This window comes from Caballeronia sp. LZ016 (assembly GCF_031450805.1).
In the GTDB taxonomy this organism is placed as follows: Bacteria; Pseudomonadota; Gammaproteobacteria; order Burkholderiales; family Burkholderiaceae; genus Caballeronia.
Genome location: NZ_JARTVY010000002.1, coordinates 1050522 through 1067058 on the forward strand (window position 1 = coordinate 1050522; position 16537 = coordinate 1067058).

16 protein-coding genes are annotated in these 16537 nt (G+C 63.6%); 7 read left to right on the forward strand and 9 right to left on the reverse strand.

Annotation, left to right across the window (positions count from 1 at the left end):
- Positions 1–2 precede the first annotated feature (2 nt).
- Positions 3–320 carry a YnfA family protein gene (locus P9220_RS18395; RefSeq protein ID WP_309766563.1) on the reverse strand — a complete coding sequence of 106 codons (318 nt, stop codon included), beginning with the start codon at positions 318–320 and terminating at the stop codon, positions 3–5.
- 96 nt (positions 321–416) lie between these two features.
- Between P9220_RS18395 and P9220_RS18400 the strand changes: the two genes are divergently transcribed.
- Positions 417–1775, forward strand: a complete 1359-nt coding sequence (locus tag P9220_RS18400; protein ID WP_309766564.1) for an MATE family efflux transporter — start codon at positions 417–419, stop codon at positions 1773–1775.
- 47 nt (positions 1776–1822) lie between these two features.
- Here the strand turns inward: P9220_RS18400 and P9220_RS18405 are convergent, their stop codons facing one another.
- The 3 genes from P9220_RS18405 to P9220_RS18415 all read right to left on the reverse strand — a co-directional run bounded on the left by P9220_RS18405 (position 1823) and on the right by P9220_RS18415 (position 4338).
- The gene (locus P9220_RS18405) at positions 1823–2218 is read right to left on the reverse strand and encodes a hypothetical protein (RefSeq protein ID WP_309766566.1); all 396 of its coding nucleotides are present in this window, start codon (positions 2216–2218) and stop codon (positions 1823–1825) included.
- Positions 2215–3150, reverse strand: coding sequence for an AAA family ATPase (locus tag P9220_RS18410; RefSeq protein ID WP_309766569.1), 936 nt, complete (start codon positions 3148–3150; stop codon positions 2215–2217). Before P9220_RS18410 ends, P9220_RS18405 begins: the two co-directional genes overlap by 4 nt.
- Positions 3151–3294: 144 nt before the next feature.
- The gene (locus P9220_RS18415) at positions 3295–4338 is read right to left on the reverse strand and encodes an alpha/beta fold hydrolase (RefSeq protein ID WP_404980295.1); all 1044 of its coding nucleotides are present in this window, start codon (positions 4336–4338) and stop codon (positions 3295–3297) included.
- Between the two features lie 211 nt (positions 4339–4549).
- On the opposite strand from P9220_RS18415, the gene P9220_RS18420 reads away from it, so the two are divergent.
- From P9220_RS18420 to P9220_RS18430, 3 genes are read left to right on the forward strand one after another with little or no spacing between them, the layout of a single operon-like run.
- Positions 4550–5308 (forward strand): DNA/RNA non-specific endonuclease, encoded by a 759-nt coding sequence (locus P9220_RS18420; protein ID WP_309766571.1) that lies wholly within the window; start codon positions 4550–4552, stop codon positions 5306–5308.
- Entirely contained in the window at positions 5301–5561 is a 261-nt protein-coding gene (locus tag P9220_RS18425) for a hypothetical protein (RefSeq protein ID WP_309766574.1), read from the forward strand. Before P9220_RS18420 ends, P9220_RS18425 begins: the two co-directional genes overlap by 8 nt.
- Position 5562: 1 nt before the next feature.
- On the forward strand, positions 5563–6078 hold the full coding sequence (locus tag P9220_RS18430) for a methylated-DNA--[protein]-cysteine S-methyltransferase (protein WP_309766575.1): 516 nt from the start codon (positions 5563–5565) through the stop codon (positions 6076–6078).
- A 66-nt stretch (positions 6079–6144) separates the two neighbouring features.
- Here P9220_RS18430 and P9220_RS18435 read toward each other — a convergent pair whose 3' ends face one another.
- Positions 6145–6690, reverse strand: coding sequence for an OmpA family protein (locus P9220_RS18435; protein WP_309766577.1), 546 nt, complete (start codon positions 6688–6690; stop codon positions 6145–6147).
- 1032 nt (positions 6691–7722) lie between these two features.
- Between P9220_RS18435 and P9220_RS18440 the strand changes: the two genes are divergently transcribed.
- The 3 genes from P9220_RS18440 (at position 7723) to P9220_RS18450 (ending at position 9975) form a co-directional block, all read left to right on the forward strand.
- Positions 7723–9234 carry an ATPase domain-containing protein gene (locus tag P9220_RS18440; RefSeq protein ID WP_309766579.1) on the forward strand — a complete coding sequence of 504 codons (1512 nt, stop codon included), beginning with the start codon at positions 7723–7725 and terminating at the stop codon, positions 9232–9234.
- Positions 9231–9587: a response regulator gene (locus tag P9220_RS18445; protein WP_309766580.1), complete on the forward strand. Its 357-nt coding sequence runs from the start codon at positions 9231–9233 to the stop codon at positions 9585–9587. Before P9220_RS18440 ends, P9220_RS18445 begins: the two co-directional genes overlap by 4 nt.
- Positions 9588–9720: 133 nt before the next feature.
- Positions 9721–9975: a CsbD family protein gene (locus P9220_RS18450; protein WP_309766582.1), complete on the forward strand. Its 255-nt coding sequence runs from the start codon at positions 9721–9723 to the stop codon at positions 9973–9975.
- A gap of 102 nt (positions 9976–10077) precedes the next feature.
- Here P9220_RS18450 and P9220_RS18455 read toward each other — a convergent pair whose 3' ends face one another.
- From P9220_RS18455 to P9220_RS18470, 4 genes are all read right to left on the reverse strand, one after another.
- Positions 10078–10857 carry a fumarylacetoacetate hydrolase family protein gene (locus P9220_RS18455; RefSeq protein WP_309766584.1) on the reverse strand — a complete coding sequence of 260 codons (780 nt, stop codon included), beginning with the start codon at positions 10855–10857 and terminating at the stop codon, positions 10078–10080.
- A gap of 54 nt (positions 10858–10911) precedes the next feature.
- Positions 10912–13119 carry an acetate--CoA ligase family protein gene (locus P9220_RS18460; protein ID WP_309766586.1) on the reverse strand — a complete coding sequence of 736 codons (2208 nt, stop codon included), beginning with the start codon at positions 13117–13119 and terminating at the stop codon, positions 10912–10914.
- Positions 13120–13203: 84 nt separating this feature from the next.
- A complete protein-coding gene (gene frc / locus P9220_RS18465) occupies positions 13204–14466 on the reverse strand; it encodes a formyl-CoA transferase (protein WP_309766588.1) in 1263 nt (420 codons plus the stop codon).
- Between the two features lie 42 nt (positions 14467–14508).
- A complete protein-coding gene (locus P9220_RS18470; protein ID WP_309766590.1) occupies positions 14509–16275 on the reverse strand; it encodes a thiamine pyrophosphate-binding protein in 1767 nt (588 codons plus the stop codon).
- Positions 16276–16537 lie beyond the last annotated feature (262 nt).

The following is a 16537-nucleotide window of genomic DNA, read 5'->3' on the forward strand; positions in this document are numbered from 1 at the left end:
GGTCAGCGCGGCTGGAACGCAATCACGCTCATTCCGATCAGCGCGATGGCCGCGCCGGTCAGGTCCCACGCCGTCGGCCTGATCCGGTCGATCGCCCACAGCCACGCGATCGCCGTGCCGATATACACGCCGCCATACGCGGCGTAGATGCGGCCGGAGGCGGCATCGTGCAGCGTCAGCAGCCAGGCGAAGAGCGCGAGCGACAACGCGCCCGGCGCCACGAGCCACGGCGATCCGCCCGCCTTCAGCCATCGATACGGAAAATAGCAGCCCGCGATTTCCGCGAGCGCGGTCACGACATAGAGCGCGAAGGTTTTCATGGCGTGCATTATCGGCGCGGGGGCGGGCGTGCGTCAGGTTGCGCCGCCGCGCCGCGCTGACGACAATATCGCCTTTGTCCGCCTGCGCGCTTCCCTTTGACCGATTCCCCGCACTCCCCTCACGCCGACGCGCTGCCGGTGCACTGGCATCGACGGGTGTTGACGCTCGCGTTCCCCATCGTCCTCGCCAATCTCACGCAGCCGATTCTCGGCGCAGTCGATACCGCCGTCGCCGGCCATCTGGACGGGCCGCAATATCTCGGCGGCGTCGCGCTGGGCGGTCTCGTATTCAGCTTCGTATTCTGGGGCTTCGGCTTTCTGCGCATGGGCACGACGGGCCTCGTCGCGCAGGCCTTCGGCGCACGCGATGCGGCCGCCGTGCGCGCGAGCGTGCTGCGCGCGCTGATGCTCGCACTTGCGATCGGAGCGGCGCTGCTCGCGCTGCAAGTGCCGATCATCCGGTACGCGCTCGGCATGCTCGGCGGCAGCGGCGCGGTGCAGGACACCGCGAGTGCGTATTGTCACGCGCGCATCTGGGCCGCGCCGTTCGCGCTCGGCAATTACGCGGTGCTCGGTTATCTGCTCGGCTGTCAGCGCGTGCGGCTCGCGCTCCTCACGCAGGTGTTCATCAACGCGGTAAATATCGTCGCGGTGCTGCTGTTCGTGTATCGCTTCAGTTGGGGGATCGGCGGTATCGGCGCGGCGACCGCGTTTGCGGATGTCTGCGGCTTCGCGCTCGGCGCAGCGGTTCTCTGGCGTCTGCGCGAACGCGGCCTGCCGCCGCTCGCGCTGGCTGCGCTGTTCGATCTTCGCGCGATCCGCCGCCTCATCGCGATCAATCGCGACATCTTCGTGCGCACGCTCTGTCTGCTGGGCTCGTATGGCTGGTTCGCGCACATGGGCGCGCGTCAGGGCGATGCCGTCCTCGCCGCCAACGCGCTCCTGCTCAACTTTCAGACGTTCATGGCCTTCGGGCTCGATGGCTTCGCGCATGCGGCGGAAGCGCTCGTGGGTGCGGCGACGGGCGCGCGCGACCGGCACGCGTTCCGCCAGGCCGTCAGGGTGACGATGCTGTGGTCGGTCATCGGCGCGGCGGGATTTTCCATCGTGTACTGGATCAGCGGCGAATGGATCATCGCGCGGCTGACGGATCAGGCCGTCGTGCGCGCGGCGGCGATGCACTATCTGCCGTGGGCCGCGCTCCTGCCGCTCGCGTCCGTCGCGGGATTCCAGCTCGACGGCGTGTTCATCGGCGCCACGCGCACGCGCGAGCTGATGAAGGCGATGGCCGTATCGCTCATGGTGTTCATGGTCGCCGCGTGGACGCTCGTCGGCTCGCTGGGCAATCACGGGCTTTGGCTCGCGCTCACCGTGTTCATGGTGGCGCGAGGCATTACGCTGCTGATGCAGTTGCCGTCGATCGAGAGGGCGTCGTGTGCGGGCGGACGGGCGTGACTATCGCGCTTAGCCGGGCATCGAGCGCGAAGGCACGGACGCGGACGTCAGGACCCCTTGCCCTGGATAGCCTGCGAACGGATTCTGGCTCCCACGGTTGCTTCGACAATCTTGTCGCGAAGATCGTCCACCTTGTCCTGCCGGACGATGGGTATATCGAGCCTTCTTGCTAAAGTTTCCAACGCTTTCTTCGAGGGAAACTTCTCATCCAGGAGCGCTTGCGCGTCGTGACGGCTCGACAGTGCGGTTATTTGGCCGATTGCCTCATCTGCCGAGATGCCCGGAACGGGTGAACTCGGCTCCTCCTTGGTGCGGCGACGGATTGCACGCAGTTCGATCGAATACTGCGGATCCGAGAACTTCTTCAACTCTTCGTCCGACAAGGATTCAAGCGCCTCGGCGATCCGACGAAAAGCCGCGCGTAGATCGATTCCCGCGCTCATAGCTCGGCCTCATCGAGCGACGCTTCGAACTCGGTCACGAAATCCTCGATTTCCTCGACCACGTCGGAGTGAGTACCGGATGAATAGTGATTCAGCACGACGGGGCGCAGATTCTGCGGGGCGTCTGCGAATATGGTTTTGTTTTCGCGAAAGAAGGATTCAAAAGCTTTTATGCCTAGTCGCCGGGTCTGAGATATGAACTGTCTTTGCGCGGCGATGGGTTGCCCGCCCGTTATCTGAATCATCGTTAAAACGACGCCCAGGATGTCCGGTGAAATCTCTTCGATGTCGCCGTCCAGCTGTGCGTACTCATTGAACTCGCGTACCAGATCATTCACGCTGCGATGGAGGTAGTCGATTCCGAGCGTCGACAGGTAGTCCGGCTTGGCGGGAATCAGAATCTTTTCCGCTGCGACAATCGCGTTCTTCGTGACGATGTTGAAGTTCGGCGGACAGTCGATGAGGACGATATCGTAGTCAGTCGTAACCTTGAGTTCCTCGATCGCTGATCGAAGCTTGCCGTGCACCTTGATGTAGTTCCGCTTGGTCTGCTGGATATTGACGCCGCCCAGGAGCGTTGCAAGCTCGAGGTCGACATTGATCAAGCCGAGGTGAGAGCAGATCAGGTCGATTCTCCCGCCACTACCCGCAACGGCCTCATTTGCACTTCGGGGTGCGATGACAAACGAAGTAAGGCATGGCGGCTCCGAGCTTTGACTGACCGCGTCAAACCACGATTTAATCGTCTTCGCTTCCTTGTACTTGTCATCCCACTCGTCCGGGGTAACAAACGAAAACGTCAGACTGGCTTGAGCGTCGGTGTCGATCAGCAATACTTTTTTTCCGCGAAACGCGAGTTCCGCTGCGAGGTTCGACGTGACGGTCGTCTTGCCGACCCCGCCTTTATAGTTGATTACTGCAACGATATCCATGACTCCCCTCGGCCGGATTATCAAAAGGGTGCAAAAAAATTCGAGTGGAGAATAGCACGACGAAGCAAATGGGCGATCAACATTAGCCTTCTGCGCTCACCGGTCGCGCAAGAAGGCCGACAACCTCACGGCCTTACACCGCTTCTAACGTTCGCTGCTTCCTGTCACCGCTTCCAACCCCTCCAGCAGCGCCTTATGAAACGCCCCCGGGTCCTGCATCTGCGGCGCATGGCCCAGTTCCGGAAATTCGACGAGCCGCGCGCCTTCGATCCGCTCCTTCGTCAGCTTCGCGAGTTCGGGATAGCGGCCGAGCGTCGCGCGAATCTCCGGCGGCGCGAGGTCCTTGCCGATGGCCGTCGTGTCCTTGTCGCCGATCAGCAGCAGCGTCGGCGTCTTCAGGCGATCGAATTCGTGGACGACCGGCTGCGTATAAATCATGTCGTACAACAGCGCCGAATTCCACGCGACGATATCCTTCCCCGGCCCGCGATACATCCCCGCGAGCATCTGCACCCAAGGCTCGTAGTCGTCGCGCCAGTGACCCGCGTAGTACGTGTTCATCTCGTATCGGCGGATGCCGTCGGCGCTCGTCTTCAGCTCGCGCGCATACCAGTCGTCGATGGAAATCGACGGCACGCCCTTCGCCTTCCAGTCCTCAAGTCCGATCGGATTGACGAGCACCAGTTGCTCCGTCTCACGCGGATACATCAACGCATAGCGCACCGCGATCATCCCGCCCGTCGAATGCGCGATGAGCGTCGGACGGCTCACGCCGAGCGCCGCAAGCAGCGCATGCGTATTGCGCGCGAGCTGCTGAAAACTGTACTGATACCGTTCGGGCTTAGTGGACTTGCAGAAGCCGATCTGATCCGGCGCGATCACGCGATAACCAGCATCGCGCAGGGTATCGATCGTCTGCTTCCACGTCGCCGAGCAAAAATTCTTGCCGTGCATCAGCACTGCCGTGCGCCCGTTCGGATGCGCGGGATGCACGTCCATATACGCCATGCGAACCACCTGGCGCTGCGACGTGAACGCGAAGCGCGCCACCGGATACGGATAGTCGAAGCCCTGCAGCTCAGGACCGTATGCGGGGCCGTCGTTGCTGGCAGGGGCCTGCGGGACATCGTCCGCGAATGCAAGAGGGGCGACGGTCAGCGCGATGCACGAGGCTATCGACAGCAGCATCGATCGAATGAAACGAGGCTTCATGGGCGTTCTTCTTCGGGATGATGGAGGCCCGGCGATTCTAGCTCGCTGCCGGCGATCGCGTTTCGAGCGTTTCGAGCATGTCGATGCCCGCGCGCAGCCCTTATACTGTGCCGCCTTGCCGGGCGCGCTTCGGTTGCAGCGCGCCCGGCGGCGCATCGAGCATCACATTCAGTTCGGACTTTCAAGCATGCAAGCAAGCATCAAGGCACTCGTCGCCGCGCTAGTCGGCGCCGTGTGCATCAGCGCGGTCGCGAGCGACTGCCCGCAGTTCAGCCCAGGCGGCCTCGCGCCCGTCGTCACCAATCCGAAGATGCGCGCCTCCGCGCAGGAAATCTGCTATTCGGACTTCGCGCTGCTTCATTCGGGCATCACGCACGGGCCGCTGTGGTCGGCGGAACATCTGACGGCGAAGAGCGTCGATGACGCCCGCGACAACACGCGCACCAACCGCTTCTTCGTCGACAAGCGGCTGCCGCCCGGCGACAGCGCCCAGCTCGACGACTACAAGCGCAGCGGCTACGACCGCGGCCACATGAGCCCGGCCGGCGACCGCGGGACGAAGAAAGGCATGGCCGAATCGTTCTCGCTGGCGAACATCGTGCCGCAGGACCCGTCGAACAACCGGAGCATCTGGTCGCGCATCGAAGAAGCTGTGCGACGCCTGACGGAGGAATCGGGCGAAGCGTATGTCGTCACGGGACCGCTGTTCTCGGGCCGTCAGTTGCAGACCATCGGCGATTCGCGCGTGCTCGTGCCGACGCAGTTGTACAAGGTCGTCTATTTGCCGAAACGGCAGATTGCGTTCGCGGTCGTCATCGAGAACACGCCGACCAAAACCTATACGATGAAGACCGTGCGCGAACTGGAAGCGATGAGCGGTCTCGCGTTTCCCGGCATCCCCGATGCACTGAAAGACAAACGAATTGGAGGACTGAGAGGTGTTTAAGCCATTTGCCAACGATACCGACGCGATGAACATCGCGGGCGACGCCATCAACATCGTCAACGGCACGACGCGCCTGACGCTCAGCGGGGATCTCGCCATCGCGCGGGACCAGGCGGGGCTGGCCGTCGCGAAGGCGCTCCACGACGCGCTGGGCGCGATCGTCGCGGCGCTCGAGAGCGAGTCGAACCTGCCCGCGAAGCTCGCCGACGAGCCGCCCGCGCCGGCCGGCACCGCGGACAATCCGTTTATCTGACGTGATTGACCTTCATGTCGGCCCGAGTCCGCTCGGGCCGATCCTGTATCGCGCGGAGGACGAGCGGCTGACCGGGCTTTTCTTCGTCGGACAGAAGCATTTCCCGAAGGGCATCCCGCAAGTCATGCCCGGCTCGGATCGCGCGGCGTCCCGCGTCATTGCTCAGGCGCACGAACAGATCGCCGAATACTTCGCGGGCGAGCGCAAGACGTTTTCCGTGCCGGTGCGGCTGCAAGGCACGGAGTTCCAGCAGCAGGTCTGGGAGTTGTTGAGCCGCATTCCTTTCGGCGATGCCTGGACATACGGCGACCTCGCGCGCCGGCTCGGCCTGCCGCCGGGCGCATCGCGCGCGGTTGGCGGCGCGAACGGACGCAATCCCGTGGCGATCATCGTGCCGTGTCATCGCGTGATCGGCGGCGATGGCGAGTTGACGGGCTACGCGGGCGGCGTCGATCGCAAGCGTTCGCTGCTCACGCTCGAAGGCGGACGGGGCCGCGAACAGCTTCTTCTGTTCTGAACCGGCGATAAAAAAGCTCGCGGACGTTGCAGTCCGCGAGCTTTTGCCTTGCGCCGGCGATGCGGCTTACTGCGTCAGTACGATTTCCACGCGACGGTTTTCCGCGCGGCCGCCGCTCGTCGCATTCGATGCAACCGGGCGCGACTTGCCGTAGCCCTTCATCGCGAACGTCTCCGACTGCAGACCGTGGCTCTTCAGATAGCCGAGCACGGACTGCGCGCGGCGCTCCGACAGCGCGACGTTGTACGCCGTGGAGCCGACAGCGTCGGTGAAGCCCTCGACGGTGACAGAAGCGAACGTGACGTCGCGGCCATCGGCGATGAGCTTGTCGAGAATGCGCTTGGCTTTGGGCGTCAGTTGGGCGCTATCGAACGCGAAGTTGGTCTTTTCGTCCAGCGAGACCTTGCGCGACGGCGCAACTGCGACCGCCGCAACGGGCGCTTCTGTCACGGCCGCCGCAGCGGCAACCGGCTGCGGTGCGGGCTCGGCGGCCTGAGCCGGCGCGCCGCACGTGAAGACGACCGACCGTGCATCGCCCGATGCCTTCGTGCCTTCGACGCTCTGCAAAAGCGTGTAAGGCTGCTCGCCGCAAACCTTCTTGACGGCCTTCATGCAAGCACTGCCGCTTTCGAAAAGCCCATAACACTCGGCGCGGAAAGCAGGCTGTCCGCTCGATGTCTTGATCTGCTGAATATTGAAAGTAGGCCCGGAATTGGACGCGCAACCGGAAAGCACGGCAGCGACAGAAAGTACAGCGGCAACGGTTCTCTTGAACATCTCGGATCTGGTCAGGAAGCGCAACAAGCCTGCGATGGCGCGCTTTATATTGAAGGTAGTGCCTTGCGTGGCCGCCCGTGACGCGAGCAGGCGATTCAAAAGCCGGGCGATTCTACAAGTGCGCTAACGCCAATCGCAGCAGAAAAATCTCAATTTCCAGGATTAATCGCAGGTAAATGATTATCGTCGCTTTTCAGCAGGTAAATCCGAGGGATGACTGACATGAGAATCTCAAAGCGATTTACGACGCCGCGTATCCGCTTGAGAGAATTTCGGGAAGCCATCCTTTTTGAGGAATTCACGCCGCGAGAAAATGCGCGAATCCGATGATGGCGGCGACATGCGCGAGAAAATGGCCCGGTCCGCGTGAAAGCGGAACGGCGCGGCAGAAAGCATATGCGGGTCGACCGACGGCTCCGCCGCAAGCGACGGCACGGGCGACAACAGCAGCGATGAAGCGAGGCAAGCGGCGAGCGCGATGGCGCCCGAAAGCGGATGTGAACGGTACATGACGTGGAAGGCAATGACGGCGCGGGGCGCCTGAACAGACGCCGGAAACACACGGCGCCGAGTGGAAAGCGACGCCGCTATTTCACCAGTGCGGCCGTCCGTCGCCCATGAGAAGCATCTCAAAGTGCCTCTCCAATGACGGACCGCAGCATTGCACGGCGGCGGGCGCGAATCATGCGGCGCTCCCGGACCGCCGTCATCACGGCGACACCGCTTGCGGAGCCCGTCCGCGCCCGAACCGCCCGCACACCGACGTTGCGGCGAGCAGATTCACGCACCGATGACGACAGCTTGCCATTCGTCAGCGATAATTCGCCATCTCGAAAAGGCGGTTCGCCGAGTAAAAACGAAAATCCCATGAGCCAAGACGACAATCTCCCGCCCGATCCATCGCCGCAACGGAGCGCCAGCGACGGCAACGTCACGACGGGCGTGCCGGGCCTGGATCATATTCTCGGCGGCGGCCTGGTCGAAGGCGGGCTCTATCTGATCGAGGGCATGGCCGGCGCGGGGAAGACGATTCTCTCGTCGCAGATCGGCTTTCATCGCGTCACGAACGGCGACAAGGTGCTGTACATCACGCTCATCGCGGAGTCGCATACGAAGCTGCTGTCGCACCTGCGCAAGCTCTCGTTCTACGACGCGGACGCCATCTCGGACCGCATGCTGTTCGTGAGCGGCTATCACGAGCTGATGCGCGACGGCCTCTCGGGATTTCTCGCGCTGATCGCCTCGACGATCAAGACGAGCCGTCCGCGCTTCATGGTCATCGATGGTTTCCGGAGCGCGCGCGAGTTCAGTTCGACGGAGCTGGAGCTTTCGCAATTCATCCACGAACTGTCGGCGTTCGTCAGCGCCGCCCGCTGCACGACCCTCATCCTCGCGCCGCTGTCGGGCAACGAGCCGCATCCCGAGCACACGCTGGTGGACGGGCTCATCGAACTGAACCGCTTCAACACCGGCATGCGCCGCGCCCGCGAGATCGAAGTTCACAAGCTGCGCGCCCGCGATCATCTGCTGGGCAAGCATTTCTTCAATATCACGGCGAACGGGCTCGTCGCGTTTCCGCGTCTCGAAGCCACCTCCGAGCAGGCGGGCGCGCCGTCGCACTTCGAAGGAAGGCTCGACTTCGCGCTCCCGCTGTTCGACCGCATGTTCGGCGGCGGCGTGATGCGCGGCTCGACGACCACGTTCGTCGGACCATCGGGGATCGGCAAGACGCTGCTCGCGCTCAAGTTCCTGAAGGCGGGCGTCGATCGCGGCGAACGCTGCGTGTACTTCGGCATCTACGAATCGCCGGAACGGCTCGTCGCGAAGGCGCTCGGCGTAGACATCGACCTGACCGATGCCGTCAAGGACGGGCGCCTCACGCTTCAGTGGCATCCCGCAGTGGAACTCGCCATCGACGAACTTGCCGCGGAGCTGATGGCCGTCGTCACGCGCACGAACGCATCGCGGCTCGTGGTGGACGGCATCGACGGCTTCCTGCAGTCGGCCAACCGGACCGAGCGCTTCGGCCTCTTCGTCAACGCGCTCACGCAGCGTCTGCGCAATATCGGCGTGACCACGGTGCTGACCGAGGAACTGCCGCTCTACAACGAATTCGCCGCCCCCGCGACATTACGCGCTTCCGCGATGACCGAGAACATCGTGCTCATGCGCTATGTCGAGCTGAATTCCGCGCTTCATCGCATGGTGGCGATCGTGAAGCAGCGCGAAGGCGCACACGACACGGCGATCCGCCGGCTCACGATCGATTCGGCCGGGCTGCATATCAGCGAGGGGTTCATCGGGCCGACGGGCATCCTGTCCGGGCATCCGTCGCTCTCGCCCGCGATCTCCGTGTCGGACCCCGGCGCGCGAGCATGAAAAAGATCCTCGTCGTCGATGACGAATTCGACATCCTGACCACCTGGCGGCTCGTGCTGGAAATGGAAGGCTACGAGGTGACGACCGCGTTCAACGGACGCGTCGCGCTCGAGGCGGCGAACATGAGCGCGCCCGATCTCGTCATCACCGACTGGATGATGCCGCACAAGGACGGCGTCGAGCTGATCCGCGATCTGGCGTCGAGCGAGTCGCTCCGCGAGGTGCCGGTGATCCTCATGAGCGCCGCGGCGCACGCGCCCGCGCTCGACCATCCACATGCGCAATTTCGCCGCAAGCCGTTTTCCATTGACGAGCTGCTCGCGCTGGTGAACCATCTGATCGGCCCGGCCTGAAAACGCGACGATCGCGCCGGGCACGAAGCGTGCTCTATCGTCCGTTCCGGCGATGCCGGTTGAATCGAAGCAGTATCGACGCAGTTTCGAGGCAATTCCAACGCAAACCGCTTCAACCAGAATGGGAGGCACCATGGTGCAAGATCAAGTGGAAGGCACGGCGCAGAACGTGGTCGGCAAGGTGCAGGACGCGGTCGGCGCGCTGACGGGCGATTCCGGCACGCAGGTGGAAGGCAAGGCGCGGCAGGCGTTAGGCTCGCTGCAGCAGACCTACGGTCAGACGATCGACAACGTGCGCTCGGCCGTCTCCGATCAGCCGATCAACGGCGTGCTGATTGCGGCAGCCGTCGGCTTCCTGCTCGGCGCGTTGTGGAATCGCGATCGCTGATCGTGCGATGCGCCGCCCGCCGGCGCATCGAGACGCAAAGACAAAGCCGGCGCCCTCGTGCGCCGGCTTTGTCGTTTCTGCATGCAGATGTGTGAAGCGTCGCTAGACGGCAAGGACGTTGGACAACGTCCCGATCCCCGCAATCGATACGTCCACGCGCGCCCCGTCCCTGATCGAGCCGACGCCGACCGATGTGCCGCACGCGATGACATCGCCGGGAACGAGCGTCATGTCGTGCGAGATCAGGCTGACCTGCTCAGCGGGCGAGAAGATCATGTCGTCGAGCGGATAGTTCTGCCGTTCGACGCCCTCGACGGTCGTGGTGAGCGTCGCGCTGCGCCAGTCGAAACCGGCGACGATCGCCGGCCCGAGGCATGTAAAGGTGTCGAAGCCCTTCGAGCGGCACCACTGCGCGAAGTTGGGATCTTCCTGCAGCAATTCGATTGCGGTCACATCGTTCACGCAGGTGTAGCCGAAAATCGCCTCTTCGGCTTCCTCCACCGATGCGCCCGACACCGTCTTGCCGATCACGATGCCAAGCTCGCCCTCATACGCGATTTTTCCGTGATAACTGCGCGGACGCCGGATGGCCTCGTTCGGCCCGATAACGGACATCGGTGGCTTGATGAGAAAAAGCGGATGCTGCGGCGGCGCCTTGTCGAGCTTCTGCGACAGCGCGTAATAGTTGTTCCATAGCGCGACGATCTTGCTCGGCTCGCACGGCGCGAGCAGCGTGAGGTCGTCGGCGGCGAAGGTGATATCGGTCGGGCGCGGGCGATCGAACAGCGCGCCGTCGTGCTGCACGACGCGTCCCGAATGCGGATCGAGCGTACCGAAGCCGATGCGTCCGTCGCCGTCGCGAAAGCGTATCCAGGTGGTCACTTATGCGGTCCTTTGTCGTTGGAGGGAGCGCGGGCCGCGCCCCCTCGTTTCACGTCAGATCAAACCCGCCCCGCGCGCCCACTTATATTTCGCACCGAGCACCGCAACCGGCAATTCGGTCGAATACGCATATGCCGGCACGCCGTGCTCGTACAGATACTCGGCAGCCTCTTCCACCTGCACGTCGCCCGCGAGCGACGCGACGATCGGCTTCTCGATGCCGAGCGCCTTCATCTCCTCCTTCACTTCGATCACGAGCTTCGCGAAGACCATCGGCGGCGTGATGATCGTGTGCCAGTAGCCGAGGATGATCGAATGGATGCGATCGTCCTGAAGGCCGAGCCTGATCGTGTTCTTGTACGTGCTCGGCGGCTCGCCGCCGGTGATGTCCACCGGATTGCCCGCCGCGCCGAACGGCGGGATGAACTTGCGGAACGCGGCGTCGAGATCGTCGGGCATCGTCATCAGCGAGAGATTGTTGTCGACGCACGCATCGGACAGCAGCACGCCCGATCCGCCCGCGCCCGTGATGATGACCACGTTCTCGCCCTTGGGCGTCGGCAGCTTCGGAATGCCGCGCGCGAACTCGAGCAGGTCGCGCAGCGAACGTGCGCGAATCACGCCGCATTGCTGGAACACGTCCTCGTAGATCTTGTCGTTGCCCGCGAGCGCGCCGGTGTGCGAGCTGGCCGCGCGTGCGCCGAGACTCGTGCGCCCCGCTTTCAGCACGACCACCGGCTTTTTCTTCGATACGCGCTTCGCCGCTTCCGCGAACGAGCGGCCATCCTTCAGGTCTTCGCAGTGCTGCGCGATGATCTCGGTGTTGTCGTCCTGCTCGAAGAACGTGAGCAGGTCGTCTTCGTCGATATCGCTCTTGTTGCCCAGGCCCACGATCGCCGACACGCCCATCTTCGCGGAGCGCGAGAAGCCGATGATCGCCATGCCGATGCCGCCCGACTGCGACGACAACGCCGCCTTGCCTTTCACGTCATACGGCGTGCAGAAGGTCGCGCAGAGGTTCTTCGGCGTGTAGTAGAAGCCGTAGATGTTCGGCCCCATCATGCGAATGTCGTACTGTCGCGCGATCTTCACGATCTCTTCCTGGCCTTCGTGATTGCCCGTCTCGGCAAAGCCCGACGGAATCAGCACCGCGCCCGGAATCTTCTTTTCGCCCACTTCCACGAGCGCCTGCGCGACGAACTTCGCCGGAATCGCGAACACGGCGACATCGACCACGCCGGGCACGTCCTTCACGCTCTTGTACGCCTTGCGGCCCATGATCTCGTCGGCTTTCGGGTGGATCGGATAGATCGTGCCCTGGTAGCCGCCGTTGATGAGATTCTTCATCACCGAATTGCCGATCTTGCCGTCCTCGTTCGACGCGCCGATCACCGCGACCGCATCCGGCTTCATGATGCGGTTCATCTGCGTGACGATCTGCTCCTGCGTCGGACGATAGCGCGGCTCGGCCGGCTCGAAATCCATCACGATCCGCACGTCCGCCGCGACCGCGCCGCTCGGGCTCGCGAAGACCGGGTTCAGGTCCATCTCCGAGATTTGCGGGAAGTCGTCGACGAGCCGCGACACCCGCTCGACCAGCGTGACGAGCGCCTCGCGATTCACCGGCTCGGCGCCGCGCACGCCGCGCAGCACTTCGGCGGCCTGAATGCCGTCGAGCATCGACGCCGCTTCTTCGCGCGTCACCGGGGCGAGGCGGAACGTTACGTCCTTCAGCACTTCGACCAGCACGCCGCCGAGACCGAACGCGATCAGCTTGCCGAACGACGGGTCCGTCACCGCGCCGATGATCACTTCCTGGCCCGCGCCGACCATCTGCTGCACCTGCACGCCGACGATCGTCGCGTTCGCATCGTACTTCTTCGCGTTCTCGATGATGGTCGCGAAACCGGCGCGGACATCGGCCTCGTTCTTCACGCCGACGAGCACGCCGCCCGCTTCCGTCTTGTGCAGGATCTCCGGCGATACGATCTTGAGCACCACCGGAAAGCCGATGAACGACGCGAGCTTCACCGCATCGTCCGCGCTCGTCGCTACGCCTTCCTGCGGCACGGAAATGCCGTATGCATCGCAGACGAGCTTGCCTTCCGGCGCGGTCAGCGAGGTGCGTCCTTCCGCCCTCACGCGATCGAAAATCTCGGCGACGCGGCGCTTCGCGTCGCTCGCATGCAGCGGCACGACATTGGCGGTTTGCGTGGATTCGTTACTCGCTTCGCTGCGTTCCTGGACAACGGTGCTGTTCATGTGAAATGTCTCCGTGTATAGGGCGTGCCGGTCCGCGCCGCCCTTTTCCGGGCGGCGGCGTGACAACATCGAATGAGGCGTGGGTCAGATCGCGCCGAGGCTTCTCAGCGTGGCGATCTGGTCGGGCGAGTAGCCGAGTTCGGCCATGACTTCTTCCGTATGCTCGCCGAGCAGCGGCGAGCGCACGACTTCGGTCGGGCTATCGGACAGCTTGATCGGATTGCCGACCGTCAGGTACTTGCCGCGCACCGGATGATCGACTTCCACGACCGTGCCCGTCTTGCGCAGCGACGGCTCCTCCGCGATTTCCTTCATCGACAGGATCGGGCCGCACGGAATGTCGTGCTTGTTGAGGATTTCCATCGCCTGGAACTTGGTCTTCGTCATCGTCCAGCGTTCGATCTCCGCGAAGATGTCCTTGAGATGCGGCAGGCGCGCGTTCGGCGTCTTGTAGTCGGGATGGTCGATCCACTCTTCCTTGCCGATCACCTTGCAGATTTCGCCCCACACCGGCGCCTGCGTGATGAAGTAGATGTATGCGTTCGGATCGGTTTCCCAGCCCTTGCACTTGAGAATCCAGCCCGGCTGGCCGCCGCCCGATGCGTTGCCCGCGCGCGGCACCGCCTCGCCGAACGTGCCGTTCGGGAACTGCGGATATTCCTTCATTACGCCGGTGCGCTCGAGCCGCTGCTGATCGCGCAGTTTCACGCGGCAGAGGTTGAGCACGCCGTCCTGCATCGCCGCGAGCACTTTCTGGCCGCGCCCCGTCTGATTACGCTGATACAGCGCCGTGACGATGCCGAGCGCGAGATGCAGGCCCGTGCCCGAATCGCCGATCTGCGCGCCGGTGACGACAGGCGGGCCGTCGTCGAACCCGGTGGTCGATGCCGCGCCGCCCGCGCATTGGGCGACGTTCTCGTAGACCTTGCAGTGCTCGTACGGCCCCGGCCCGAAGCCTTTGACGGACGCGACGATCATTCGCGGATTCAACTCCTGGATGCGCTCCCACGTGAAACCCATGCGATCGAGCGCGCCCGGCGCGAAGTTCTCGACCAGCACGTCGCACTTCTTGACGAGCGTTTCGAGCACCTTCTTGCCCTCGGGGTTTTTCGTATCGATCGTGATCGACCGCTTGTTGTGGTTGAGCATCGTGAAGTAGAGGCTGTCGGCGTCGGGAATATCGCGCAGCTGTTCCCGCGTGATGTCGCCCGCGCCCGCGCGCTCCACCTTGATCACGTCCGCCCCGAACCACGCGAGCAACTGCGTGCAGGTCGGGCCCGACTGCACGTGCGTGAAGTCGAGAATGCGCACGCCGTCCAGCGCCTTGCCAGAAGTGTTCACCGTCATGGCTGTCTCCAGTCTCTCTTGCGACGTTTATAGGTTCTACGTTTATTTGTACATCGTCTGCGCCATCGTGCCGGGGGCATACACGCTGGGATCGACCCAGATGTTGATGACCGCGCTCTTGCCCGTCCTGGCGATCGACTCGCGCGCCCGCTGCAAGGCGCCCGCGATCTTCGACGCTTCGTACACTTCCTCGCCGTAGCCGCCGAGCATTTCCGCGAAGCGTCCGTACGGCACGTCCGACAACAGGTTGCCGACGTTGCCGCGGTCCTGCCCGTACTTGGCGAGCTGGCCGTAGCGAATCTGATTCATTGCCGAGTTATTGCCGACGACCGCGATATACGGCACGCCGAAACGATTGGCTGTTTCCATGTCGAACGAGGTCATGGAGAAGGCGCCGTCGCCGTAATAGCAGAGTACTTCTTTCTCCGGATTGGCGAGGCCCGCCGCGATCGCGAAGCCGGTGCCGACGCCGAGCGAGCCGAGCGCGCCCGGGTCCATCCACTGGCCGGGGCGGCGCGGACGCACGGCTTGCGCGGAAATCGTGACCACGTCGCCGCCATCGCCGATATAGATCGTGTCGTCGGTCAGGAACTGGTTGATCTCGTGCGCGACGCGGTACGGATGGATCGGGCTCGCGTCGGACGTGAAGAGCGGCATCAGCTTCGCGGTCGCGGTTTCTTCGGCCGCCGCGAGTTCGCGCATCCACGCCTGGCGCGCCTGGCGCTTGTCGTTCTTGAGACGCCCGCTCGCCGCCTGCAGCGCCGCGCCGAGGATCGCGCCCGGATCGCCGACGAGCCCGAGATCGATATCGCGGTTCTTGCCGACCGTGCGGTAATCCATGTCGATCTGCACGAGCTTCAGGTCTCGGCTGATGCGCTTGCCGTAACCCATGCGGAAATCGAACGGCGTGCCGACGATCACAATCACGTCCGCCTTCGCGAAAGCCTGCGAGCGCGTGCGGTCGAAGTGATGCGGATCGCCCGGCGGCAAGAGGCCGCGGCTCGCGCCGTTGAAGTAGCCGGGGATATCGAGGCCGCGCAGGAGCGCAATCGCTTCTTCGTGGCCGCGCGCCGTCCAGACTTGCTGGCCGTACAGGATAGCCGGGCGCTCCGAGTTGACGAGCAGATCGGCGAGCTGTTCGATCGATGCCGGATCGCCGACCGATTTCGTCGATGCGCGGTAGCGGCCCGGCTGCGGAATCACGGCCTTGCTGACGTCGATTTCACGGTCCAGCACGTCGCGCGGAATCTCCAGATACGCCGGACCCGGCGCGCCGTTGAACGCTTCGCGCGCGGCCATCGAGATCATGTCGGCGACGCGCTCGGTGCTCGGAATCGTCGCGGCGAACTTGGTGATCGGCGCCATCATGTCGACGTGCGGCAGGTCCTGCAGCGAGCCCATCTTGTGTTGCGTGAGCGCGCCCTGCCCGCCGATATGGATGATCGGGCTTTCCGAGCGGAACGCCGTGGCGACGCCCGTCACCGCGTTCGTGCAGCCGGGGCCGGCCGTCGTGACGACGCAGCCGAGCTTGCCGGTCTGACGCGCATAGCCGTCGGCGGCGTGGGCGGCGACCTGCTCGTGGCGCACGTCGATGATGCGAATGCCTTCATCGACACAGCCATCGTAGATATCGATGATGTGGCCGCCGCACAGCGTGAAGATCGTATCGACGCCTTCGTTCTTGAGCGCTCGCGCGACCAGATGGCCGCCCGACACGACGCCCGCGCCGCGTGTCTTTTGTTTGAGCGTGTCTTCCGCGGTGGTGGTGGCTGGAGCGACTTCCGGACGGCTGCTGACGACTTCGGACATTGTTGTCTCCTCCTCGATGGGGGTTGTGTGCGATCACGAGGCGTCGCGCTGCCGCCCGGTGTCTGTGATATACAATATTCCACACACAGTATTAGTTCAAGCGTCCGGCAGGGGCGAAAACCCTGTGATGCGGCGCATCAACGCCTCTTACGCTGCTGTTTTGAGCCCCGCCGACTTCTGATTGCTGCGATGCAGCGGCCCAACGATACCACCGACCCTTTTTGATGCTCCGTGAAATGTGATATATCACATACCAGCGCGA